Below are 21,805 nucleotides of genomic sequence, written 5' to 3'. Positions count from 1 at the left end.
AATTTTAAGACTCGTCTAAAATTTATTTTTGGAATTAATGAAGAAACTACAAGGGTTTCAAGACTTAATTCACATTAAACGTAATTCGTAGCTCTTAATTACGAACTACGAATTAGTAATTACGAATTATTACTGGTATCCCTGCCAAGGGGAAACTTCTAATTGACCACTAGGCTTAAAAATGACCTGGAAGTGGGCTAAAGCTTCCTTGTTGTTGGGGACTGCTGCATTTGAACCGTACACGGCTTGGAACATTTTGGGTAAGGGTGTTTCCCGGAAATAGTCAAAGGCGACTTGGTTGAGAGGTTCATAATCAGCAATTGTGCCATCTTTATTGATGGCTACTCGATACTTCAAATCTTTGTTAAAGCTGGGAGTCCCACTCCAATTTTGCCGGACTGTATCGTAAAGCTTTTGGTTTAAAGTTTTGATGGTATTAGCATCAGAGATTTTTGTACCGACTACTTCCGGGGTTCTCGCATAGCCGCGCCAAGGACTAACCTCTAGTATGCCTTTGCTAGTAAAAACTACTTTAAATTGGGCAATTGGCTCATTCGCAATAGGAGGACGGTTAGCAGGATTGTAAAGTAAGTTAGGCAGAGGTGTTGATTCTATACCTTTGTTAGCCCCTTGGTTGACTGCTTTGTAACCCACAATTGAACCATCTGCCGCTACACCTACGCGATAAACTAAATCCTGTTTAACTTCTGTGCGGCTATTCCAAGCTGGGTTGATTTGATTCCAAACCTGCCGATTTAAAACACGTAGTTGAGAGGGATCAGTGATTTCAGTAACATTATTTAAAAGTGCCTCTAAATCCTTAACTACGGGTTGAGTTGCGGCTTCTGTAGGCGTTGGCGTGGGAGTTGCTGCGGCAGCTGTGGTGGCTGATGTAGGTGTAGGTGTGGGAGTTGCTGCGGTTGTGGGCGTTGTTGTTGGTGAGGCTGTAGTATCGGTAGTAGAACTCTGTTCCTCTGGCTTGGTTTCTGGTGGGCGTATTTCTGGCGCAGGAATCAAGCTAAAGGCGATCGCTGCCACAGCTAAACTAGAAACACCAATAGTTGCGGGTACTGCCTGTTTCATAACAGCTTGACTAGCACCGCCATAACGTCTAGTCACTGGTTGTAATTCTAGGGATAACTCTGGTAAAGTTTGAGTGTCCGCAAAAAACTGATCTACAGCTTCCACTAAATCAAACAACTGTACCGTATTCAAATCTATTTGAATGGGTTGTAGATGATTGCTAGAGCCAGAATTAAATTCATCTGGTGCATTCTCAGCGTGAACTATTAATCTATGGCGGTTCACATCTATGTTCTGTAATTCTACCAGTTCAGAGTCTTGATTATGTGCTTGTGGATTTGGCACATTACTTAAAAACTCTTGAGCATAACCACTAACTGCTCTTACTAAACTTTCAAAAAATTCTCTTCCTCCCACAAGGGGTTGATTGTAATTGGAAATATAGCATTCTGCATTTACCAAAATTGAAAGCTCAGGGCGCATTTCTTGGAAGTGTGTGCCTCTGGTAGCATCACTTAATCCCTCTAAAAGCAATGTACAATTAGGCAGACTGTACTTACGTTGAATGTTCATTCTACTTCACCGTCAAAAAGACTAATCCAGAAACGCTGCATTCCAGCTGTACCAGTACAAAATAGCAATTGTCCCAACAAATTTATAGCTAATTCATTTAATTTTTCATCAGAATTTAAGGCCAACGCACCAAAACGGCGAGCGTTCATTCTGCTTTTAAAATGCGCTCTAAAACGTTCTAGGTAATTAGATAGGCGTAAATTCTGTTCCAGGGGGATCTGCTTGTCGTTCATTTGTTGACAGATCATCAGCATTTGGCGGATCACAACTGTTAAACGCCGGGCGATGTAACAGGCAATTACTACTAAAGCTTTTGCCTCCATAATAGTTAAAGGGCGGCGAATATGCGCTCTTCTGATGGGGTTAGAACTCCGCATCCGCCACAAATTTACCCTATCCTTGACAATGACTTTCAAGTCCAACTCTTGGGCAAAAGTGAGAATGGCTTCAGATCCACCCAATTCTAAAGCTTCAATCGCCAATAAGATCAGATCAATTTGCAACCTAGTTCTAGCAGGACATCCCTGTCCCGCGATCGCAGGATCTGGTAAAGTGTCCAAAATCATCGGCAGTGATGGAGGGGTTGGACTATTAAACGGCGTTAAGCTTGCAGAAACATTCATTCTATAAAATACCTTGTGCGGCTCTAATAGACTAGGCAAAACTAGTACAACTAATTTAAGATAAACAGCTAAAAAGCAAGATTAAACTTTTAGTAGCAATAACAAGTCTAATGGATATATACATTAACTTACTTGTATTACTCCCACATTGACCTATACGTAAATTTAAGTTTTTAAAGCATTATTTTACTCTCTTGTTGTGTGAGTATTAATCTATCTTCAGCTTGGTGTAGATTCTCTATATCGTCAATGGATGACGAAATCAATGCTCTGATCCCAAGCGTATGACATTATAGTGTACGATTTTTCAGGTTACAGGGGACTAGAGCCGCAAGGCGGAAGTCAAGTCGCTTCTCTACGAGACGCTACGCGAATGCTCCAATTCAAAATTCAAAATTCAAAATTCAAAATTAAAGACAATAATCCCCAGTCCCCAGACCCCAAACCCCAGCCCCCAAACCCCATAATTATGGATTTAAAATCTCTAATTCGCGACATTCCAGATTTTCCTAAGCCCGGAATTATGTTTCGGGATATTACTACTTTACTGCGCGATCGCGAAGGTTTGCGATACACTATTGACTTTCTTACAGAAAAATGTAATGAAGCTGGTTTGGAAGTCGATTATGTTGCGGGTATGGAGTCACGAGGGTTCATTTTTGGCACTCCGTTAGCTTATAGATTAGGTGCTGGTTTTATTCCTGTCCGCAAAAAAGGCAAGCTACCGGCAGCAGTTCATTCGGTTGAATATCAACTAGAGTATGGTACTGACTGTTTAGAAGTGCATCAAGATGCTTTACACCCAGGTAGCCGAGTCTTGATTGTAGATGATTTAATTGCGACAGGAGGAACAGCAACTGCCACAGCCCAATTAATGCAGCAAATAGGCTGCGAATTAGTAGGTTTTGGGTTTATTATCGAGCTACGGGATTTACAAGGGCGCAAATATTTACCAGATGTGCCAATTATTTCTCTAGTTGAATATTAGTCAATAGTCATTGACTCATGGCTTTGAAACCAAACACCACTGGACAAAGGAACAAAGGATAAAAGGCATAATGACTTCTACAAGAATTTCCGGGGATAGAGTTTGGGACTGGTTGATTAGGTTTATCACCAGCGAAACGTTCATTTATGTGGTGAAGCGAATATTGCAGGCACTGTTGACTCTATTGTTGGCATCGGCACTGTCGTTTTTCATCATGAAATTATCCCCAGGTAATTATGTAGATACACTGCGACAAAATCCGAAAATTTCTCCAGAGAGAATTACAGAACTGATCAAGCAGTTTGGTTTGGATAAGCCTTGGGTAGAGCAATATTGGTTATGGTTGGGGCGCATTGTCACCAAAGGAGATTTTGGGACAAGTTTTGTTTACCAGCGTTCAGTTGCGTCTCTATTGTGGGAGAGGATACCTGCTACTTTAATTTTAGCGATCGCGTCTTTAGTTATCACTTGGGCGATCGCTATTCCCTTGGGTATTGTAGCGGCGGTGAAGCAAAATAAAGCCACTGACCGAATTTTGCAGGTGATTAGCTATACCGGACAAGGCTTTCCCAGTTTCATCACTGTTTTGTTTTTACTGATCTTTGCCCAATTCACCACGCCTTTATTCCCCGTGGGTGGGATGACTAGCATTGACCATGCGGATTTATCTTGGTTTGGTAAAATCCTTGATCTCGGTTGGCACATGATTTTACCTACCATCGCTTTGAGTATTACTAGTTTTGCAGGCTTACAACGCATTATGCGCGGTGAATTATTAGATGTACTGCGCCAAGATTACATTCAAACAGCACGCGCTAAAGGACTACCAGAAAATCGTGTGATTTACGTCCATGCGCTGCGTAATGCCATTAACCCCCTTATCACTTTGCTAGGCTTTGAGTTAGCAGGTTTATTGGGCGGTGCATTTATCGCGGAACAGTTCTTTAACTGGCCAGGCTTAGGTAGATTAACTTTACAGGCGGTAATTGCTAAAGACCAGTATTTAGTCATGGCGAGTCTAGTAATGAGTGCCGTATTACTCAATGTAGGAAACCTCATGGCAGACTTGTTACTCAAAGTAGCCGACCCCCGCATTCGTCTAGACACATAATTTTAGTTACCTGTTACCTGTCACCAGTCCCCTGTCCCCTGTCATCTGTCCCTTGTTACCTACCTCCATGCTCTCCGAAGTCTATTACATACTGCGTTCAAAAGCTGATGGACGTTATCTCACTGCTCGTCCCAATGAAGACGCATCTGTTTATTTATTACTATTTCAAGAAAACTTTGATGCCCTTAGCTATCTCAATACTCATGCACCAGACGTAGCAAACCGCTTTGCTGTAGAATCTCTTCCTGGTACACAGTTAGGCAGTTTGCTGAAACGCTGGGGTTTTACAGGCGTAGGTATTGTCACTGACCCATTGTTGCCTAAAGTGGATTTTTTAAAGCACAGCTAGGTAATTGAAGTTCAACAATAGGCAATAGCTAGTTCTTGATTAAGCAAATAAACGAGCGATCGCACAAGTAAAATTAGGTAGTAGGGGCGATTCCAGTTGATCACCTGGAAATAAGGTTGTTACTAACTTTAAACTTCCCTGTTCGCGTCGGTATACTTCCAACTGTTGTTTGCGCCAATCAACAATCCAATACTCTCTTACACCCCGTGTTGAATAAAGCTTAAGTTTTAGTTCTCTGTCCCGTTTTTCGTTCTCATTACCGGGAGATAAAACTTCTATAACTAATTCTGGTGCAGCCGTCAAATGTCCAGCTTCATCTAATAGTTCAGTTAGTCTCTGTTTACTAACCCAAACGACATCGGGAATGATATTATCGTTATCCCCTAAGATAATACCGGGAGCAATCACAACTTCTCCCAAATCCGTCTCCTGTGACCAATTATCTAAAGCTGTGCTAATTCTGACACAAGCTTTTTGATGCTTCCAATGAGGCGATCTTGTCACCAATAATTCTCCGTCGATGATTTCATAGCGTTTTCCGTCATCTGGAAACAACTCTAAGTCGGCGTTAGTCCAGCGTACTCTTTCTGTTGTCGGCTGGGTCATAAGCTATCACTGCTGGGGATGTTAATATTTTAGCTTGGATGAGAGTGCCGCAAGGCAAAAGTCAATAGGCACTATCAACCCTAAAATAATGGTGGGTTAGCCGTAACTTAACCCACCCTAAAAGTAATTTATTTTTTGTTCATCTCTAAACTACTACCTTCTCCAAAATCAGCTTAGAACGTCTCACCTGCTCAGGAATCGCTACAGGGTAATCACCAGTGAAGCAAGCCGAACAGAAACTATTGGTGTCTTCCCCTGTGGTTTCTAACATTCCTTCCCAACTCAGGTAAGCGAGGCTATCTACTTCTAGCTGCTGGGCAATTTCTGCTACGGATTTGGTCGCAGCAATGAGCTGATCTTGGCTATCGGTATCGATACCGTAGAAGCAAGGATGAGTTACCGGGGGTGAAGAAATCCGCATATGTACTTCTACTGCACCGGCTTCACGCAAAGCTTTCACTAGTTTGCGGCTAGTTGTACCCCGTACAATCGAGTCATCAACAATAATCACCCTTTTACCCGCCAGCACGTCTTTAAGAGGGTTAAGTTTCATTTTGATGCCCGATTCCCGCATGGCTTGGGTAGGCTGAATAAAGGTGCGTCCTACATAGCGATTTTTAATCAGTCCTTCACCGTAGGCGACACCAGAAGCTTGGGAAAATCCAATGGCTGCTGGTATGCCAGAATCAGGAACACCAAAAACAATATCTGCGTCTACATAGGACTCTTTCGCTAGTTGCCGTCCTAGGCGCATCCGATAGCTATACAGACTCTCATTGTGCATTTGGCTATCAGGACGGGCAAAGTAAATCATTTCAAAAATACATAGTTTACGCTGGGGTTTTTGACTCCAGTGGTAGGAAGCCATACCCTCTGCGGTAATCCAAACTACTTCACCTGGTTCGACATCGCGCAGGTATTCTGCACCAATGATATCTAAACCGCAGGTTTCGGAAGATAAAACATAGCGAATGGGATTCCCTGGTACAGTACCAATCACTAAAGGACGAATGCCATTAGGATCACGTACACCCATCACACCAACGGGAGTACCTATGACTAGACTAAACGCACCTTCACAGCGATGAAATGCCTGAATAGCTCCTTCTAACCAATCTGCACCTGCGTTGACTGCTTCGGCGATCGCAAAAGCAATCATCTCTGAGTCTGTGGTGGTTACTAAGTTAAAGTTACTATTAAGCAACTCTTCTCGCAATTTCACAGTATTGACTAAGTTACCATTATGTGCAAGTGCTAATGAGCCTAACCGGGTTTCGACTACGGCAGGTTGGGCATTCACTTTCCGGCTAGAACCGGTGGTGGAATAACGAGTATGACCAACGCCAACACTCCCTAGTAACTCTTCCAAAATCGACTCATTAAACACTTGAGACACCAAGCCCATGTCTTTGTGAAGGTGGACTTTTGTCCCTTCAAAGGTGGCAATGCCGGCTGATTCTTGACCCCGATGTTGCAGGGCATACAATCCAAAGTAAGTCAGTTTGGCAACATTTTCTCCTGGTGCGTAGATGCCGAAAACTCCGCAAGCTTCTTCTGGCTTGTCTGGACGACTTTCCAGACTATCGATTGGGTTGTCAATCTGCTGGGGGTACTCATCCAAAGTGACGGAATCAATGGGAATCATGCTAGCTTTGCTCCTGGTGGGGGTGTCAAGTCATACCAATTCAAAATTCAAAATTCAAAATTCAGAAATCCAGATGTCACAAGAGCTTCTAAGTTTAGATATATTGTTGAATTTCGGAGAATTGGTGTCACTGGGATTAATTCTATTAACTGGACAGTGGGGCTGTTCTTAATAAATCTTTAACCATCTATTAAAACAGTACCCTAATTGTGTCTAAAGATGCTATTGATTTGGGGGAATTTAGTCATTAATTAGGAGGACTAGGGCATAAGTCCTTGGGTATGGAATTTTCCCCCTCTGCTCCCTGCTTCTTCTTATCCTTTAGGCTTTAGTTTTAAGCGTCTGGCGATCGCATTTTGATAGCGATCATTCATTTCTTTGATACTAACTTGGATTAAGGTTTGGTTATCAGTGGTTAAAACCGCCAATCCTACATCGGTATTACCCACAGTACCTATTTTTTGCCATGCTTGAGCCAGATTTGCCTGTAAGTAGGATTCCCAATTTTCTTGTTGTGCTGATGCTACAGATACAATAATTCTTGTTCCACCTTCACCGAAGAGTAATTCATCAAGGCGTTGTGACTGTGTAGCGTCTAAATAAATTTGCGCTCCTAGCTTGCCAGCCAGACAACATTCTGCTATGGCAATAGCTACACCCCCCTCAGCACAATCATGGGCTGAACTTACCCAACCGGAACGGATACCCTCACGGCAGACTTTCTGTACACGACGTTCCAAATCAAAATCTACCTTGCTTGGTCTACCTGCGACAGTGCTGTGAAGGGTAGCTAAATATTCCGATGCGCCTAAACTGGTGGGAGATGAGCCGAGAAGATAAATCACATCACCTGGGGTTTGCCAACCTTGACCGCAAATTTTGGTTAAATCTGGAATTAATCCCACCATTCCCACAACAGGAGTCGGATAAATCGGTTGGGGGTTGCCTTGAGAATCAAGAGTTTCATTGTATAAAGAAACATTCCCACCTGTTACTGGGGTGGCTAATTCTCGACAACCCTCCGCCAAGCCGCGACAAGCTTCTGCTAATTGCCAGTAACCAATGGGTTTTTCGGGGCTACCAAAATTGAGGTTATCTGTCACCGCCAGAGGTTCTGCACCCACACAGCTAAGGTTGCGTGCTGCTTCTGCTACTACTGCCTTCGCTCCCTCATAAGGATCAAGGTAAACATAACGAGGATTACAGTCTACTGTCGCAGCAACGCCGCTTAAGGCATGGTTAATTCCCCCCTGCTCCCCTGCTTCCCTGCTCCCCTGCTTCCTTTCCAGTGGTCGTAAGCGTACTACTGCCGCATCTGCACCACCTGGAAGGATGACAGTATTGTTCTGGACTTGGTGGTCATATTGACGATACACCCAATTTTTGGAGGCGATCGTGGGTGTATCTAGTAAAGTTAATAAAATATCAAGCCAACTTTGCAAATTACCTTGAATTTTAATACCCTGAGATGTACAAGTCGGCAAAGCATTAGGCGACCATTCCCAAGCTTTACGAGCATATTCTGGTGGTTCTGCTAGCAACTCACGCTCGTACAGGGGGGTATTTTCTGCTAAAGCATCAGCCGGAATTTCTGCTGCTACTCCACGTTGAAATAGAATCCTGACGATGGGTTCGCTAATTACCGTACCAGCAACAACAGCCTGTAGTCCCCAACGGTGGAAAATATCAATTAACTCTTGCTCTCGTCCTTTGTGGGCAACAAACAGCATCCGTTCTTGAGATTCTGACAATAGATATTCATAGGGAATCATCCCCAATTCTCGCACCGGAATCTTATCTAAATCCAATTCAATCCCGACACCACCTTTCGCCGCCATCTCAGCAGTAGAACAGGTAATACCCGCAGCACCCATATCTTGAGCAGCGACCACTGCACCTGTTTTAAATGCCTCCAGACAAGCTTCAATTAAAGATTTTTCTAAAAAGGGGTCACCTACTTGCACCGCCGGACGGTCATCCATTGATTCACCACTTAATTCAGCACTAGCAAAACTAGCTCCTCCCATACCATCGCGGCCAGTGGTAGAACCCACATACAATACAGGATTACCGATACCGGATGCCCCAGATTTGACAATTTCTGGCGTTTCCATTAATCCTAGTGCCATGACATTCACTAAAGGATTACCGGAGTAAGCAGGGTCAAAGTACACTTCACCGCCGACAGTGGGAACGCCAACACAGTTACCATAATGAGAAATTCCTGCAACTACACCAGAGAAGAGCCTTTGGGTTCTGGGGTCTTCTAGAGAACCAAACCGGAGCGAGTTTAACAAAGCGATGGGACGCGCACCCATTGTAAAAATATCTCTGAGAATACCACCAACTCCTGTTGCAGCACCTTGAAAGGGTTCAACAGCTGAGGGATGGTTATGAGACTCAATTTTAAATGCTAGTTGCAGTCCTTCACCCAAATCTACAACCCCAGCGTTTTCTCCTGGCCCTACAAGGATGCGGGGGCCAGTAGTGGGAAACTGTTTGAGTAAAGGGCGAGAATTTTTGTAGCAGCAATGCTCAGACCACATCACCCCAAACATTCCCAATTCGGCTTTGTTGGGATGACGACCTAAGCGTCGCACAATTTCTGCATATTCTTCTGGTTTAATACCTTGAGCAGCAATTTCTTGGGGAGAAAAGGGAGCAGGAGATGTGGCAGTCATGGAAATAATGCACCAAGAGTACAGAGCATTATTGTATCGATTTACTTGTGCTGTATGTGCAGTTCTAGAAAGGTAAATCGTTTAGAAATGTTCTAGGCTCACTTTCACCTCTTGCTAGATATCATAATTTTCCTTGATTCGCGCGAAGATGCGATCGCTAACTTTAAAAAATAAGAATGTTTGGCTGTGCTACCTTCAATTTCTTAATTACTAACCTGTAGGTTTTGTAAAATCAAATCGGCTCTTGGTGCAAATCCATCACTGTACTCTGCTGGGTAATGATTAATTACATAGAAAACTTTACCGTTTTGTTCACCAAGGTATACAGTACCGATAATCTCTTGTCCTTGGCGGAAATCAATCTTTTCTTTTGCCCAAGGATAGGAGACTTTTGAACTTTGACTGATGACGCGCCATTTATTAGATGCAATGAGTCCAGACTTACTATTCACAAAGCTTTCTAGTTGTTCGATAGTTTGGACGTTATTCGGGAAAAAGACACTAATATAGGCTCTGTCATTTTTGCTCCCATCAAAATTGACGATGAACTTTACCCCTGTCCCTTCACCAGAACTAACACCTTCCGCGATAAACTCCTGATCGGGAAAATATGTAGTGAATAAAGTTTTATACTCTTCGTAGAGTTTTAGGGTAATGGGAGTTTTTTCTCCTTCAATAGAAATTGTGGCAGTTTTTGTAGCTGGTTGCCTAGATGGGTTATAACTGATTTCAGGAGCATCAGGCTTAGGTGTGACAACCGGATTTTGAACAACTTGTGCCTGTTGTGGCACAGCACAACCAAAGAAAGTTCCTAAAATAATTGACCCAATGAAAAAGTAAGCAGAGCGAATATTCATTTTTACCTACGTGTACTTATGATTAAAAAAATCGATATTTCGTAGTTTTTACTACATCTTTTTGCTATTCTAGAGAAATTTGTCTTACTAAAGTTAGAGATTTTACTAGTAAATGCAGTCTTTTCGTTAAAACTAAGTGATAACAATCACATAGATTCATGATTAAGATCGTTTCCCGCCAATGGGCAAATTGGGATGATTAGCTCATTACTGAACTCTAGCCGAGTCATTAATAGGGAACACACTAATTGCCGACAGTCTTTTGAAAAAGGTTGTCGGCTTTTTGTTTGGGGTCGAAGAAGAGGCTAGGGAGCAGAGGCGCAGGGAAGAATGACGTTGCTAAATCCCTATACATCAATAAAATTTCCCCACATCTAGTTGGTAACTTGACACAAATTATGCCAGAGCCACAACCAGATGTGGGGAGGTTATGATCAAATTGGAGATTTTATCGATGTATGAGGTTAATACTTCACACTCAATCTAGTAGATCAGAAGCACACTTGTAGAACCAGCGTAGACTTTTTACTATGACATCGCTTGAATGATGTAATCGAAGTAAGGTGCTGCTGCTGCTGCATCTTCTGCACTGAGTAAGTCTAAAGATGCTGTTTTCAGACAATTGATGGCTTCTACCATGCCAGGAACAGGAACACCTAGGGAGTTGTACATTTCCCGCACTCCAATTAAACCAATGCTTTCGATTGGTTCTTTATCGCCAGCAAGTACACCATAAGTAATTAGGCGTAAGTACCAGCCATAGTCACGGATGCACAAAGCACGCTGTTTTTCACCGTAAGCGTTACCGCCAGGTGCGATAAAATCAGGACGCTTCTGCCAAAGTTTTTTGGTGGCTTCCTGAACTATCTTTTTTTCGTTTTCCGCTAAGGTAGCAGCAATGCGTGTTCTTTGCTCGCCGGTTTGCAAGAACTCTTTAATGCTCTTGAGTTCGCCACTGCTGGGATAGCGCAGTTCGTCGTCGGCTTTGAGAATAACTTGGCTAATTACAGTCATGATTATTTAAATCACGCGAAATATTATTTTGTTAGTTTAACGAGTTGGAGGTACAGAAGTGAAGAGGGAAGGGAACAGTGAACAGGTGACAGGTGACAGGGGAGAATGAATATTGACTAATGATGAATGACTAATGACTAATTCTATTTGGCAACAGGGTGGATTAATAGAGATCACGATCGCAGATTTGAGCGATACAGGCGACGGTGTAGGGCGTTTTGAGGAACGGGTGGTGTTTGTGCCGGATACTGTCCCAGGCGATCGCGCTCTGGTACGCTTGGTACACGTCAAACCGAAATACGCTCACGGCAAAGTTAAAGAATTATTACAACCTTCTCCTCATCGCATTCGGCCTAGCTGCATTGTGGCTGATAAGTGTGGCGGTTGTCAGTGGCAACATATTGATTATGAATATCAACTCGTTGCTAAACGTCATCAAGTTATCCAAGCTTTACAACGTATCGGTGGTTTTACTACACCAACAGTAGATCCCGTATTAGTGGCAAATTCGCCTTTGGGTTATCGTAACAAAGCTACCTATCCTCTAGATATTTCTCCCACAGGTCAAGTACAAGCTGGTTATTACCAAAAAGGTAGCCACCAATTAGTTAACTTAAATCAATGTCCCGTCCAAGATGTACGCTTAAATCCTTTACTGGCGGAAATTAAGCAAGACATCCAACAGCAAGGCTGGTCAATTTACGATGAAACCCGCCATCAAGGACAAATTCGCCATTTGAGTTTACGCATTGGCCGGCGTACAGGTGAAATTTTGTTAACGTTGGTGGTCAAAGATGAAGATTTACCAGGAATTACGAAGCAAGCAGAAGCATGGCTGAAGCGATATCCCCTGTTAGTTGGGGTGTCCTTAAATTACAATCCTGGACGCACAAATGCTATTTTTGGTGCAGAAACTCGTTGCATTGCAGGAGTCCCTTATCTGCGAGAAATCTTTGCTGGACTAGATTTTCAAGTTCGTCCCGATACATTTTTTCAAGTTTCTACAGAAACAGCCGAAGCTCTATTAGAAGTCATTCAGTCAGAATTAAAATTGCAAGGTGATGAGGTGCTAGTTGATGCTTATTGTGGTATTGGGACTTTAACTTTACCCTTAGCGAAACAGGTACGCCAAGCCATAGGATTAGAACTACAACCAGAAGCGGTACAACAGGCGATTGTCAATGCCGATCGCAATGGTATACATAATGTCACATTTCAAGTGGGCGCAGTTGAGAGATTACTGCCGAATATGGGAATAATACCGAGTGTAGTCATACTAGATCCGCCACGTAAGGGATGCGATCGCGCTGTCATCGAATCTTTATTATTGTCGAAACCCCCGCGCATCGTTTACGTCAGCTGTAAAGTAGCTACCCTCGCTCGCGACCTTAAATTACTCTGTGAAAATGGTTTGTATACTATTCAACGCATCCAACCCGCCGATTTTTTTCCACAAACATCTCATGTGGAAGCTGCTGCTTTCCTTGTATCATCACACTTTGACAAGGATAATTAGCTCTTTACAAAAAACTTACATTGCAAATTTGTAGTCTATTGCATAGTAAAAATGCTAAAATTGAAATAACATAAGAATAGCAATGATTTTGTTAATAAAACCCAAGTTGCATAGACTCTAGCTACCAATGAATAAGATTGTATAAAGTATAAATCGGCGATTTTTAAGAGAATATAAAAACCTTTGTGATTTGTATGATTTTCCAACTTGCTAACCTAACTAGCATAACTTCTCAAAGCCGTTTTATGTATCAACAATCAAACATCACCAATAGAGTCAATGCTCCCCAGCATTTTCAATATTTAGTAATTAAGACGCAAGTTTGAAGGCAGCATGACTACCTCAACCACTATCAGGGTGCATATAAAAGCAAACTGATGTCTAGCTAACTGAAAGCTATGGGGTTTCTCTCGTGATAACCATTTCCCTTCGTCCAGTGGGACGTTATTGGGGCACACTTAGTTTCGCCTCAACGCTTTACCTTTGTCCTATTTTAGATTTACTGCTGGCGGAAATCCCCTCCAGATTGCAGTCCGAACTGCGGCTAGGACTCCAAGAAGCCCTAGTTAATGCAGCTAAACATGGCAATAATCTTGATCCCAGTAAAAAAGTTGTAGTCCGGTTTTCTCTAATAGATAATCAGTATTGGTGGGTGATATCAGACCAAGGACAAGGATTTCATCCCGTGACTAGCGAGAATGAAGACCCAACAGATTATTTACCATCTGATGAGTCAGAAAATGGCAGAGGTATGTGTCTCCTACACCAAATTTTTGATCAAGTAGAGTGGAATCGCAAAGGTACAGAATTAAGACTGTGTAAGCAAATGCAAAACCGCCCCCGTCTGTCTTTGAGGCGGTAGGCTAGGGATTGGGGATTGGGAATTTCTTTCCCAATCCCTAGTATTGTCTTTAATTTTGAATTTTGAATTTTGAATTGGAGCAAAGCGTAGCGGTATTAGTCACCAGTCCCCTGTCCCTTATGTCCATGAGTCGGACAGGGAGGAGCGGAAAGGGAACGATCTAACCAACCAACAGCTTGTTCTAGTCTAGCAAGAGCCTCTTGTGGTTCGTTTTTGAGGAGAAATACCATTGCAGCTGCAATTTGTTCACTAGCGCGAGAATTGCGGTTAGACTTGAGGCGATGCCAATCGTTAGGGGAAATACTCAGCCTTTCCATAAGGGCTTGGGCTAGTTCTAATTCGCTCAATTCATTGATTTGATTGGTTTTAGAAAGCATATTTAAGTGCTGAGTAATGAGTAATGAGTTTTAAGTCTCTAGATGGCAGACTTATTTTTTATATTAGTTTACTAGCCGTATATGAAGCCGCCTAAACAACCACATTCACTAGGGAAAAATCAAGAACCGGATTTTGAGCAGGAACTAGAAGAAGTCGAGCGATCGCTGATATTGTTAAAAGAACGTTATGCTCAAGTAAACAGCGATCGCACCCAACAGGCACAATGGCAACAACGTCGGGACGAATTGCAGGAAAATAAGCATAAAACACCAGAAATAAAAGCAGAGTTACGGCACATCAAACAGCAGTTAGAAGTGCTAGAACTAAACTTAGAAAGCCAGTTATTTTCTTGGCGTAGTCTCAAGAAACCTTTCTGGCAAGCTGTCCGCTTTGGTGGAATGGGCGTTATTATAGGCTGGATATTAAAGTCCTGTGCTGGGTAAATATGGTAAATCAAAGGATTGCAGAAATACTGCGAAGTGGTCAACCTGATGAGTCTCTTCTAGTCCAAGGCTGGGTAAGAACGAAGCGCGACTTGAAGGGGTTTGCGTTTATTGAGGTGAATGACGGCTCATCATTAGCTAATTTGCAAGTTGTCATCAATCAGGATTTGCCAGACTACGAAGCAATTTTAAAACAACTAAATACAGGTGCGTCGGTTGAGGTTAATGGCGTGCTGGTGGCTTCCCAAGGGAAAGGACAGCGTATTGAATTGAAAGCCGAGACAGTGAAAGTCTACGGTGAAGCTGATCCCGAAACCTACCCATTGCAAAAGAAACGCCACTCTTTTGAATTTTTACGCAATATTGGACACTTGCGATCGCGCACTAATTCCTTTGGTGCAGTTTTCCGTGTCCGCAATGCTTGTTCAACAGCCATTCACCAATTCTTCCAAGAAAGAGGCTTTTTGTGGGTACACACCCCCATTATTACCGCTAGCGATTGTGAAGGCGCAGGGGAACTATTTAGTGTCACCAGCTTGGATTTAAAGAATATACCCCGCACAGAAACCCAATCAGTTGATTACAGCCAAGACTTTTTCGCTAAACCCACATACTTAACCGTCAGTGGACAACTAGAAGCCGAAGTGATGGCGATGGCGTTTAGCAACGTCTACACTTTCGCTCCCACCTTCCGTGCAGAAAACTCCAACACATCCCGCCACTTGGCTGAATTTTGGATGGTTGAGCCAGAAATGGCTTTTTGTGACTTAGAAGGCGATATGGATTTGGCTGAGGCGTTTCTCCAGCACATTTTTAGCTATGTCTTAGAAAAATGCCCTGAAGACATGGACTTTTTCAATCAACGCATTGATAATACTGTCTTAGCAACAGCCGAAAATATTATTCACAATCAATTTGAGCGACTAACTTACACAGATGCGATCAAACTGCTAGAAAAAGCCGACGTTAAGTTTGACTATCCTGTAAATTGGGGCTTAGATTTACAATCAGAACACGAACGCTATCTAGCTGAACAGTTGTTCAAAAAACCAGTCATTGTCACCGACTACCCAGCGCAAATTAAAGCCTTTTATATGCGCTTGAATGACGATGAAAAAACCGTCCGTGCAATGGATATCCTTGCACCAAAAATTGGTGAAATTATTGGCGGTTCACAAAGAGAAGAACGTTTAGATGTTCTAGAACGCCGTATTTTAGCGCAAGGTATGCAGCCGGAAGACTTGTGGTGGTATCTGGATTTACGCCGTTATGGTACTGTCCCTCACGCTGGTTTTGGCTTAGGTTTTGAACGACTCGTACAATTTATGACAGGTATGGGTAATATTCGTGATGTGATTCCTTTCCCTCGCACACCGCAAAATGCTGAGTTTTAGCACCAGCCTCAATTTCTAGAATTAGACAGATAAAACCCGCCAATGCGGGTTTTATCTTTTAGTTAAATTTCAGATTCTGAAATCTCTTTTTGTAAAGCCTGAACTTGCTCAAGAGATAATTCAGTTACTTGAGCAATTTGCTCTAGACTCATACCAATTTCCAGCAAATTTAAAGCCAACTTTCTTGTTGTTTCGGCTTTACCTTCGGCTTTACCTTCGGCTTTGCCTTCTTGGAGAATTTCTTGATAAATCACTGATTCACGCATAATCTCACTCCTTAAGATTCTGCTAATTACATCTTTGTTTAAGACAAGGCCTGCTAAAATCGCAGTTGCTGCTACTATGTTTCTTTGTAGTTTTTGGTCTGTAATTGCCTCAACTGCTTTCGCTACTTGGGTTAATACCATTGTAGGATCTTCAGTCTGACTTAGGACGGCAAAGGGCAACAAACCGGGAGCAGCAATAAACCTATCTGTAGGTTGTTCCCATAGACGTATTACCTCAAACTCATGGTAAGTCTTTTCTAATCTAAAATCGGTTTTAGTGATTAATGGTGAAGCTGTTTTTCTCAAATAAATCACTACTTGATGCATTTGTTTTTGAGGAAAACGGCGATACAACCTCACCCGATAATCTAACATCCGAAAGGGTATATTTTCATCTGCGTCGGTTTGAAACTCAGTATGGAGAACTAAGTCATCTGATTGCATCAATATTAACGAATCAGCGCGAATAGGTTCGTTTGATAATTCTGTAGGGCTAATTTCTGTTAGTTTAGTTGGTGAACCTAGTAACCATGTTGCTAAGTCATCTTTAAAGTTTTCGGCAATGAATTTGCAGATGTTGTCATACATGACAAGTTTAAAGAAATGCGATTACGTATTATTTGGAAATATTATTAGAAATATTATAATTCCCTTAAACTATACGTTCATTTCCGTAGAGTTTTTTTTATAATACTTAATTTAAGGTGGGAGTATCCCAGGTTTTAAAATAGAACACAGATGGTTCGCGTGACACATTTACGCCCTTCTGCGTTTAAAAATGAAATGAAACATTGAAGATACTCCCTAATTTGGGTTTGTCTATGATCGCTCTTTTCTCTTTTTACGTACCAAATTTAATGCGATAATACCTACACTTCGACAGGGATAACCACAAAATAAATGAAGATTGGCGACCCCAAGTTTTCACCAATCTACCCTTAAACTACAGGACTTAATAGGTTAAGCTATCAGCTGTCAGCAGTCAGTTCATTATGGTAAAGCTGACGGCTGAAGGCTGATAGCTATTTACGCCATTTGATTTTCAATCGCCCACCGCGCTAATTCAGTGCGGTTGTGGAGATTGGTTTTGCCCAACATATTAGAAACGTGGCTTTCAACGGTACGCTGACTAACATTTAATTCTTCAGCGATTTCTCTGTTAGCTAGACCTCTAGCTACAAACTGCACTACCTTCAGCTCAGTTGGAGTTAATTGCACATCGAAGGGAACTTGGATACGAGAACCGTTTTCTCCTCCTTTGGTTTGGTGTTCCTTCCAACGGATAGTTTGCTTCAGGGAAGATTCTACCTGCGCTACGAGTTCTTCTGGTTCAAAAGGCTTGACCATATAGACATCCGCGCCTTTATTTAGACCTTTAACTCGGTCTGCACTTTGCCCTTTGGCCGACAGGAAAAGGACAGGAATCCAACTGGTGCGTTCGTTTTGCCGGACTTGTTCTACAAAGGTATATCCATCCATTTCCGGCATCATCACGTCACAGATGATCATGTCTGGAACATCATGTTCGAGAATCTCTAAAGCTTCTCGACCATTTTCTGCGGTGATGACTTCATATCCTCTGAATTCCAGATAGTCCTTCACCAGCAAGATGAGGTTAGGGTCGTCATCAATAAGTAGAAGTCGTTTGTGATCTTTCATGCTGGGCTCTTTCATAGCAGTGGCACTTGTCGCGCTTCGATCCATCAAGGTCTTGAATGGTTATCCTTATATGGTGGATTGTTGAGATGTTGTCATTTTTCCCACTTAACTTACCCTTGCTTAACTTGAAGTCTCACAATTAGTTTCCACTTTCTGTAAGACTGCTAGCTCATTAGCAATATTCCAGTAAGGATACGTAGAGCAGTAGTATTTATAATGCGCTATTATATATCCCTTTGAAAGTGGCGGGTGAAAAAACACTGATTAAATAATAATCTTTCTAGTTCACACTAGTTCACTCAGTAAGTGTTGGCTTATGATGACCCTAGGTGTCAAACAACCCGCACTTCCATTGGCTTACTACTCTACAATACCCTGCCGATGTTCAGCCTTAATCTTAAGATGTTTACAAGTAAGTAGGGGAGTTGTTGGCAAAGGATGGGTTAAAAACGCATATTCTTTCACCACCATTATGCCTATCAAGTGTTCTTGGACGATCCGCTCAATAACCTCCGGGTTTGCTTGGCGATACCAGACACTATCCGGGTAGACAACTATTATCTATCTAGAACAACAAACTCGCAAGTAAAAAACTTGTATTTTGTTGCACCAGGTCACTGTATTGTTACTCATCAAGCGGTTCGCTGATTACTGTTCTATACTAATTTCCCCACTTTGCAAATAAAGTTGACCATATAAAAATATTCGTAACTTATGGAAAAGAACCTGAAAAATACTAATAATTAAGGATTTTTACTTACGGAATTAATACGGAGTGTATATACGGGGACTGATAATTTGTAATGGACTTCTCTACGTTCTCTCCGAGAGGCTACGCCAACGCGCAGCGTGTCGGAGACAGACACTCCGTGAACGCTAACGTAATTCGTAATGGGCTACGCTCTAAGCGCAGCTATGCCGCAGGCTTTACGTAATGGACTAACGTCCCGCTCCGCTAACGTAATTGGGCATTTAGGGATAGGAAATATTATCTACCCTAGTCATCTGTCACCTGTCACCTGTCACCTGTCACCTCCTCTCCTACCTAGTTCGGAAACCCGTACACCTGAAAACATTGCCATTGGGGGGTAGTTTTCGATAGATTAGCACTCAGGAGTTGAGAGTGCTAACTCTGGAGAAATAAAAAATATGGCAGCTGTATCTCTAAGTGTATCCACAGTAAAACCTTTAGGCGATCGCGTTTTCGTAAAAGTGAGCGCGTCTGAAGAAAAAACCGCAGGTGGTCTTTATTTACCCGACACCGCGAAAGAAAAGCCCCAAGTAGGTGAAGTAGTCGCCCTTGGACCTGGCAAGCGTAATGACGACGGTAGCCGTCAAGAATTGGAAGTAAAAGTTGGCGATAAAGTGCTGTACTCCAAGTACGCTGGCACAGATGTCAAGCTCGGAACTGAAGAATACGTACTGCTTTCTGAAAAAGACATTTTAGCAGTCGTGAACTAATTGGGAATGGCGCATAGGTCATAAGAATCAAAACCAATGCCCAATGCCCAACCTCCAATCAATTATTCCAGACCAATTTGACATAACTTCCTGAGATTGAGACACCTATGGCAAAGCGCATTATTTACAACGAAAACGCCCGTCGCGCCTTAGAGCGTGGTATTGACATTCTAGCTGAGGCTGTAGCTGTTACCCTTGGCCCCAAAGGTCGTAACGTAGTTCTAGAAAAGAAATTTGGCGCGCCCCAAATCGTTAACGATGGTGTCACCATCGCTAAAGAAATCGAATTAGAAGATCATATTGAAAACACTGGTGTTGCTTTGATTCGTCAAGCTGCATCTAAAACTAACGACGCAGCAGGCGATGGTACAACCACCGCGACTGTATTGGCTCATGCCATTGTTAAAGAAGGTTTGCGGAACGTAGCAGCAGGTGCTAACGCAATTCTATTGAAGCGCGGTATTGATAAAGCTACCAACTTCTTGGTAGAAAAAATTAAAGAACACGCTCGCCCTGTAGAAGATTCTAAAGCGATCGCGCAAGTTGGGTCAATCTCTGCCGGTAACGACGATGAAGTCGGTCAGATGATTGCCCAAGCAATGGACAAAGTAGGTAAGGAAGGCGTTATCTCTCTAGAAGAAGGTAAGTCAGTAACTACCGAACTGGAAATTACCGAAGGGATGCGCTTTGACAAAGGCTATATTTCCCCCTACTTCGCTACCGACCCAGAACGGATGGAAGCGATTTTCGATGAGCCTTACCTGTTGTTGACAGATAAGAAAATTGCTCTGGTACAAGATTTAGTACCCGTTCTAGAGCAAGTAGCTCGCGCCGGTCGTCCCCTGGTGATTATCGCTGAAGATATCGAAAAAGAAGCTTTAGCAACCCTAGTAGTTAACCGTCTACGCGGTGTACTCAACGTTGCGGCTGTAAAAGCTCCTGGTTTTGGCGATCGCCGCAAGGCTATGCTAGAAGATATCGCCATCCTCACCGGCGGTCAATTAATCACCGAAGATGCTGGTCTGAAGCTGGACAACACCAAGCTAGAAAGCCTGGGTAAAGCTCGCCGCGTCACCATTACCAAAGACAGCACCACAATTGTGGCTGAAGGTAACGACGTTGCTGTTAAGGCTCGTGTTGAACAAATTCGTCGTCAACTGGAAGAAACCGAATCTTCCTACGACAAAGAAAAACTCCAAGAGCGTTTGGCTAAACTCTCTGGTGGTGTAGCTGTGGTGAAAGTAGGCGCAGCTACCGAAACCGAAATGAAAGACAAGAAGCTCCGCCTAGAAGATGCTATCAACGCAACCAAGGCTGCTGTTGAAGAAGGTATCGTTCCTGGTGGTGGTACAACTTATGCTCACCTCACCCCAGACTTAGAAGCTTGGGCTAACAGCAACCTCAAAGATGAAGAGTTGACTGGTGCTTTGATTGTCGCTCGTGCATTACCCGCACCTCTGAAGAGAATTGCTGAAAATGCAGGTCAGAATGGTGCTGTTATTGCTGAACGTGTCAAAGAAAAAGCATTCAATGTTGGTTTCAATGCTGCAACCAACGAATTCGTAGATATGTTCGATGCTGGTATTGTTGACCCCGCGAAAGTAACTCGTTCTGCTCTGCAAAACGCTGCTTCTATCGCTGGAATGGTGTTGACAACCGAGTGCATCGTTGTTGACAAGCCAGAACCAAAAGATGGCGCACCTGCTGCGGCTGGTGCTGGCGGCGGTGACTTCGATTACTAATATTCTGTAGTCACATAAGTTAAAAAAACAGCTGCTTCCTTTGTGGAGGCGGCTATTTTTTTGTGTCAAAATTCAGGTTTTTTAAACGAGAAAATAACGAATTAATAATGTTAAAGGAATTGCTATTTAATAATATACTGATCAAGTTTGCACTCTAAGTTTACTAAGTATGGAAGATTACCAAGCCGCTTTTATGCACCGGCACCTTGATACTGAAACACTATGTCAGACTGGAAGGAAAGTAGCAGCTATGCACTTTGGAGGTGTAACTATTGAGTGTTTATTAAAAGCAATGATTTTTGCTACATTACCAAAGGGTGCAACTCAGGAATGGAAGACAGATTCTACTAATCCTGGGCATACTATTACTAATCCTGGACATAGTTACATAGAAGCATTAAACCGGCACAATCGACTTAAATCTAGAATTGCTAATTTTCCTGCAGTGCGAAAGTGGCTTGATGAAGTGGAAAATCCAAATAGTCAAAATTTTATAGATATGCGTTATTCTGGCCTTGAGCCTGATGATGAAAGTTACAAACGCTGGTTAAAAGCCTATCTGAGTCTCAACGGGTGGTTACAGAAGCAAACTACTCAACTTTAAAGAGGTGGTT

At 42.7% G+C, this 21,805-nt stretch carries 21 protein-coding genes; 11 read left to right on the top strand and 10 right to left on the bottom strand.

What is annotated here, in order from left to right; genetic code table 11:
• Window positions 1-129: 129 nt before the first annotated feature.
• On the bottom strand, window positions 130-1,596 hold the full coding sequence (locus ACM0OR_RS09820; protein WP_414576074.1) for a DUF4335 domain-containing protein: 1,467 nt from the start codon (window positions 1,594-1,596) through the stop codon (window positions 130-132).
• Window positions 1,593-2,219 (bottom strand): DUF3038 domain-containing protein, encoded by a 627-nt coding sequence (locus ACM0OR_RS09815; RefSeq protein WP_190707950.1) that lies wholly within the window; start codon window positions 2,217-2,219, stop codon window positions 1,593-1,595. Before ACM0OR_RS09815 ends, ACM0OR_RS09820 begins: the two co-directional genes overlap by 4 nt.
• 469 nt (window positions 2,220-2,688) lie before the next feature.
• On the opposite strand from ACM0OR_RS09815, the gene ACM0OR_RS09810 reads away from it, so the two are divergent.
• The 3 genes from ACM0OR_RS09810 (at window position 2,689) to ACM0OR_RS09800 (ending at window position 4,667) form a co-directional block, all read left to right on the top strand.
• Complete coding sequence (locus ACM0OR_RS09810; protein ID WP_190707948.1) at window positions 2,689-3,207, top strand: adenine phosphoribosyltransferase; 519 nt, start codon at window positions 2,689-2,691, stop codon at window positions 3,205-3,207.
• Window positions 3,208-3,277: 70 nt separating this feature from the next.
• Window positions 3,278-4,318, top strand: a complete 1,041-nt coding sequence (locus ACM0OR_RS09805) for an ABC transporter permease (protein ID WP_414576073.1) — start codon at window positions 3,278-3,280, stop codon at window positions 4,316-4,318.
• Window positions 4,319-4,385: 67 nt separating this feature from the next.
• Window positions 4,386-4,667 (top strand): hypothetical protein, encoded by a 282-nt coding sequence (locus ACM0OR_RS09800; RefSeq protein ID WP_414576072.1) that lies wholly within the window; start codon window positions 4,386-4,388, stop codon window positions 4,665-4,667.
• A 39-nt stretch (window positions 4,668-4,706) separates the two neighbouring features.
• Here ACM0OR_RS09800 and ACM0OR_RS09795 read toward each other — a convergent pair whose 3' ends face one another.
• From ACM0OR_RS09795 to ACM0OR_RS09775, 5 genes are all read right to left on the bottom strand, one after another.
• Window positions 4,707-5,273, bottom strand: a complete 567-nt coding sequence (locus ACM0OR_RS09795) for a Uma2 family endonuclease (RefSeq protein WP_414576071.1) — start codon at window positions 5,271-5,273, stop codon at window positions 4,707-4,709.
• A gap of 145 nt (window positions 5,274-5,418) precedes the next feature.
• The gene (purF, locus tag ACM0OR_RS09790) at window positions 5,419-6,918 is read right to left on the bottom strand and encodes an amidophosphoribosyltransferase (RefSeq protein WP_190707940.1); all 1,500 of its coding nucleotides are present in this window, start codon (window positions 6,916-6,918) and stop codon (window positions 5,419-5,421) included.
• Between the two features lie 314 nt (window positions 6,919-7,232).
• A complete protein-coding gene (purL, locus tag ACM0OR_RS09785; RefSeq protein WP_414576070.1) occupies window positions 7,233-9,599 on the bottom strand; it encodes a phosphoribosylformylglycinamidine synthase subunit PurL in 2,367 nt (788 codons plus the stop codon).
• Window positions 9,600-9,802: 203 nt separating this feature from the next.
• Complete coding sequence (locus ACM0OR_RS09780) at window positions 9,803-10,456, bottom strand: hypothetical protein (RefSeq protein ID WP_414576069.1); 654 nt, start codon at window positions 10,454-10,456, stop codon at window positions 9,803-9,805.
• A gap of 528 nt (window positions 10,457-10,984) precedes the next feature.
• Window positions 10,985-11,470: an allophycocyanin subunit alpha-B gene (locus ACM0OR_RS09775; protein ID WP_190707934.1), complete on the bottom strand. Its 486-nt coding sequence runs from the start codon at window positions 11,468-11,470 to the stop codon at window positions 10,985-10,987.
• 133 nt (window positions 11,471-11,603) lie between these two features.
• Between ACM0OR_RS09775 and rlmD the strand changes: the two genes are divergently transcribed.
• Complete coding sequence (gene rlmD / locus ACM0OR_RS09770; protein ID WP_414576068.1) at window positions 11,604-12,986, top strand: 23S rRNA (uracil(1939)-C(5))-methyltransferase RlmD; 1,383 nt, start codon at window positions 11,604-11,606, stop codon at window positions 12,984-12,986.
• A gap of 412 nt (window positions 12,987-13,398) precedes the next feature.
• On the top strand, window positions 13,399-13,848 hold the full coding sequence (locus ACM0OR_RS09765) for an ATP-binding protein (protein WP_190707929.1): 450 nt from the start codon (window positions 13,399-13,401) through the stop codon (window positions 13,846-13,848).
• Between the two features lie 95 nt (window positions 13,849-13,943).
• On the opposite strand, the gene ACM0OR_RS09760 is transcribed toward ACM0OR_RS09765, so the two are convergent.
• The gene (locus ACM0OR_RS09760) at window positions 13,944-14,225 is read right to left on the bottom strand and encodes a DUF6439 family protein (RefSeq protein WP_414576067.1); all 282 of its coding nucleotides are present in this window, start codon (window positions 14,223-14,225) and stop codon (window positions 13,944-13,946) included.
• Between the two features lie 81 nt (window positions 14,226-14,306).
• Between ACM0OR_RS09760 and ACM0OR_RS09755 the strand changes: the two genes are divergently transcribed.
• Both ACM0OR_RS09755 and asnS read left to right on the top strand, forming a co-directional pair.
• The gene (locus ACM0OR_RS09755) at window positions 14,307-14,669 is read left to right on the top strand and encodes a hypothetical protein (protein ID WP_414576066.1); all 363 of its coding nucleotides are present in this window, start codon (window positions 14,307-14,309) and stop codon (window positions 14,667-14,669) included.
• A 2-nt stretch (window positions 14,670-14,671) separates the two neighbouring features.
• Window positions 14,672-16,063 carry an asparagine--tRNA ligase gene (gene asnS, locus ACM0OR_RS09750; RefSeq protein WP_414576065.1) on the top strand — a complete coding sequence of 464 codons (1,392 nt, stop codon included), beginning with the start codon at window positions 14,672-14,674 and terminating at the stop codon, window positions 16,061-16,063.
• Window positions 16,064-16,125: 62 nt separating this feature from the next.
• On the opposite strand, the gene ACM0OR_RS09745 is transcribed toward asnS, so the two are convergent.
• A complete protein-coding gene (locus ACM0OR_RS09745; RefSeq protein ID WP_414576064.1) occupies window positions 16,126-16,917 on the bottom strand; it encodes an Rpn family recombination-promoting nuclease/putative transposase in 792 nt (263 codons plus the stop codon).
• A 438-nt stretch (window positions 16,918-17,355) separates the two neighbouring features.
• Window positions 17,356-18,033, bottom strand: coding sequence for a response regulator transcription factor (locus ACM0OR_RS09740; protein WP_237992963.1), 678 nt, complete (start codon window positions 18,031-18,033; stop codon window positions 17,356-17,358).
• An 846-nt stretch (window positions 18,034-18,879) separates the two neighbouring features.
• Between ACM0OR_RS09740 and ACM0OR_RS09735 the strand changes: the two genes are divergently transcribed.
• The 4 genes from ACM0OR_RS09735 (at window position 18,880) to ACM0OR_RS09720 (ending at window position 21,795) form a co-directional block, all read left to right on the top strand.
• Window positions 18,880-19,080, top strand: a complete 201-nt coding sequence (locus ACM0OR_RS09735; protein WP_414576063.1) for a hypothetical protein — start codon at window positions 18,880-18,882, stop codon at window positions 19,078-19,080.
• 57 nt (window positions 19,081-19,137) lie between these two features.
• A complete protein-coding gene (gene groES, locus ACM0OR_RS09730; RefSeq protein WP_190707916.1) occupies window positions 19,138-19,449 on the top strand; it encodes a co-chaperone GroES in 312 nt (103 codons plus the stop codon).
• A gap of 107 nt (window positions 19,450-19,556) precedes the next feature.
• Window positions 19,557-21,191, top strand: coding sequence for a chaperonin GroEL (gene groL, locus ACM0OR_RS09725; RefSeq protein ID WP_190707914.1), 1,635 nt, complete (start codon window positions 19,557-19,559; stop codon window positions 21,189-21,191).
• Between the two features lie 169 nt (window positions 21,192-21,360).
• On the top strand, window positions 21,361-21,795 hold the full coding sequence (locus ACM0OR_RS09720) for a hypothetical protein (RefSeq protein WP_414576062.1): 435 nt from the start codon (window positions 21,361-21,363) through the stop codon (window positions 21,793-21,795).
• The last annotated feature ends 10 nt before the right edge of the window (window positions 21,796-21,805 follow it).

Origin of the sequence: Anabaena sp. CCY 9402-a, assembly GCF_963920945.1 — a bacterium.
Classification (GTDB): domain Bacteria; phylum Cyanobacteriota; class Cyanobacteriia; order Cyanobacteriales; family Nostocaceae; genus Trichormus; species Trichormus minutissimus.
This window is presented reverse-complemented; position numbering and strand designations above follow the sequence as displayed.

Coding starts and splice junctions, on each gene's coding strand:
- ACM0OR_RS09760 (WP_414576067.1), bottom strand. CDS start 14,225: ATGCTTTCTAAAACCAATCAAATCAATGAATTGAGCGAATTAGAACTA.
- ACM0OR_RS09735 (WP_414576063.1), top strand. CDS start 18,880: ATGGGCTACGCTCTAAGCGCAGCTATGCCGCAGGCTTTACGTAATGGA.
- ACM0OR_RS09810 (WP_190707948.1), top strand. CDS start 2,689: ATGGATTTAAAATCTCTAATTCGCGACATTCCAGATTTTCCTAAGCCC.
- asnS (WP_414576065.1), top strand. CDS start 14,672: ATGGTAAATCAAAGGATTGCAGAAATACTGCGAAGTGGTCAACCTGAT.
- ACM0OR_RS09820 (WP_414576074.1), bottom strand. CDS start 1,596: ATGAACATTCAACGTAAGTACAGTCTGCCTAATTGTACATTGCTTTTA.
- ACM0OR_RS09720 (WP_414576062.1), top strand. CDS start 21,361: ATGGAAGATTACCAAGCCGCTTTTATGCACCGGCACCTTGATACTGAA.
- ACM0OR_RS09805 (WP_414576073.1), top strand. CDS start 3,278: ATGACTTCTACAAGAATTTCCGGGGATAGAGTTTGGGACTGGTTGATT.
- purL (WP_414576070.1), bottom strand. CDS start 9,599: ATGACTGCCACATCTCCTGCTCCCTTTTCTCCCCAAGAAATTGCTGCT.
- purF (WP_190707940.1), bottom strand. CDS start 6,918: ATGATTCCCATTGATTCCGTCACTTTGGATGAGTACCCCCAGCAGATT.
- rlmD (WP_414576068.1), top strand. CDS start 11,604: ATGACTAATTCTATTTGGCAACAGGGTGGATTAATAGAGATCACGATC.
- ACM0OR_RS09780 (WP_414576069.1), bottom strand. CDS start 10,456: ATGAATATTCGCTCTGCTTACTTTTTCATTGGGTCAATTATTTTAGGA.
- ACM0OR_RS09775 (WP_190707934.1), bottom strand. CDS start 11,470: ATGACTGTAATTAGCCAAGTTATTCTCAAAGCCGACGACGAACTGCGC.
- ACM0OR_RS09740 (WP_237992963.1), bottom strand. CDS start 18,033: ATGGATCGAAGCGCGACAAGTGCCACTGCTATGAAAGAGCCCAGCATG.
- ACM0OR_RS09815 (WP_190707950.1), bottom strand. CDS start 2,219: ATGAATGTTTCTGCAAGCTTAACGCCGTTTAATAGTCCAACCCCTCCA.
- ACM0OR_RS09745 (WP_414576064.1), bottom strand. CDS start 16,917: ATGTATGACAACATCTGCAAATTCATTGCCGAAAACTTTAAAGATGAC.
- groL (WP_190707914.1), top strand. CDS start 19,557: ATGGCAAAGCGCATTATTTACAACGAAAACGCCCGTCGCGCCTTAGAG.
- ACM0OR_RS09795 (WP_414576071.1), bottom strand. CDS start 5,273: ATGACCCAGCCGACAACAGAAAGAGTACGCTGGACTAACGCCGACTTA.
- ACM0OR_RS09800 (WP_414576072.1), top strand. CDS start 4,386: ATGCTCTCCGAAGTCTATTACATACTGCGTTCAAAAGCTGATGGACGT.
- ACM0OR_RS09755 (WP_414576066.1), top strand. CDS start 14,307: ATGAAGCCGCCTAAACAACCACATTCACTAGGGAAAAATCAAGAACCG.
- groES (WP_190707916.1), top strand. CDS start 19,138: ATGGCAGCTGTATCTCTAAGTGTATCCACAGTAAAACCTTTAGGCGAT.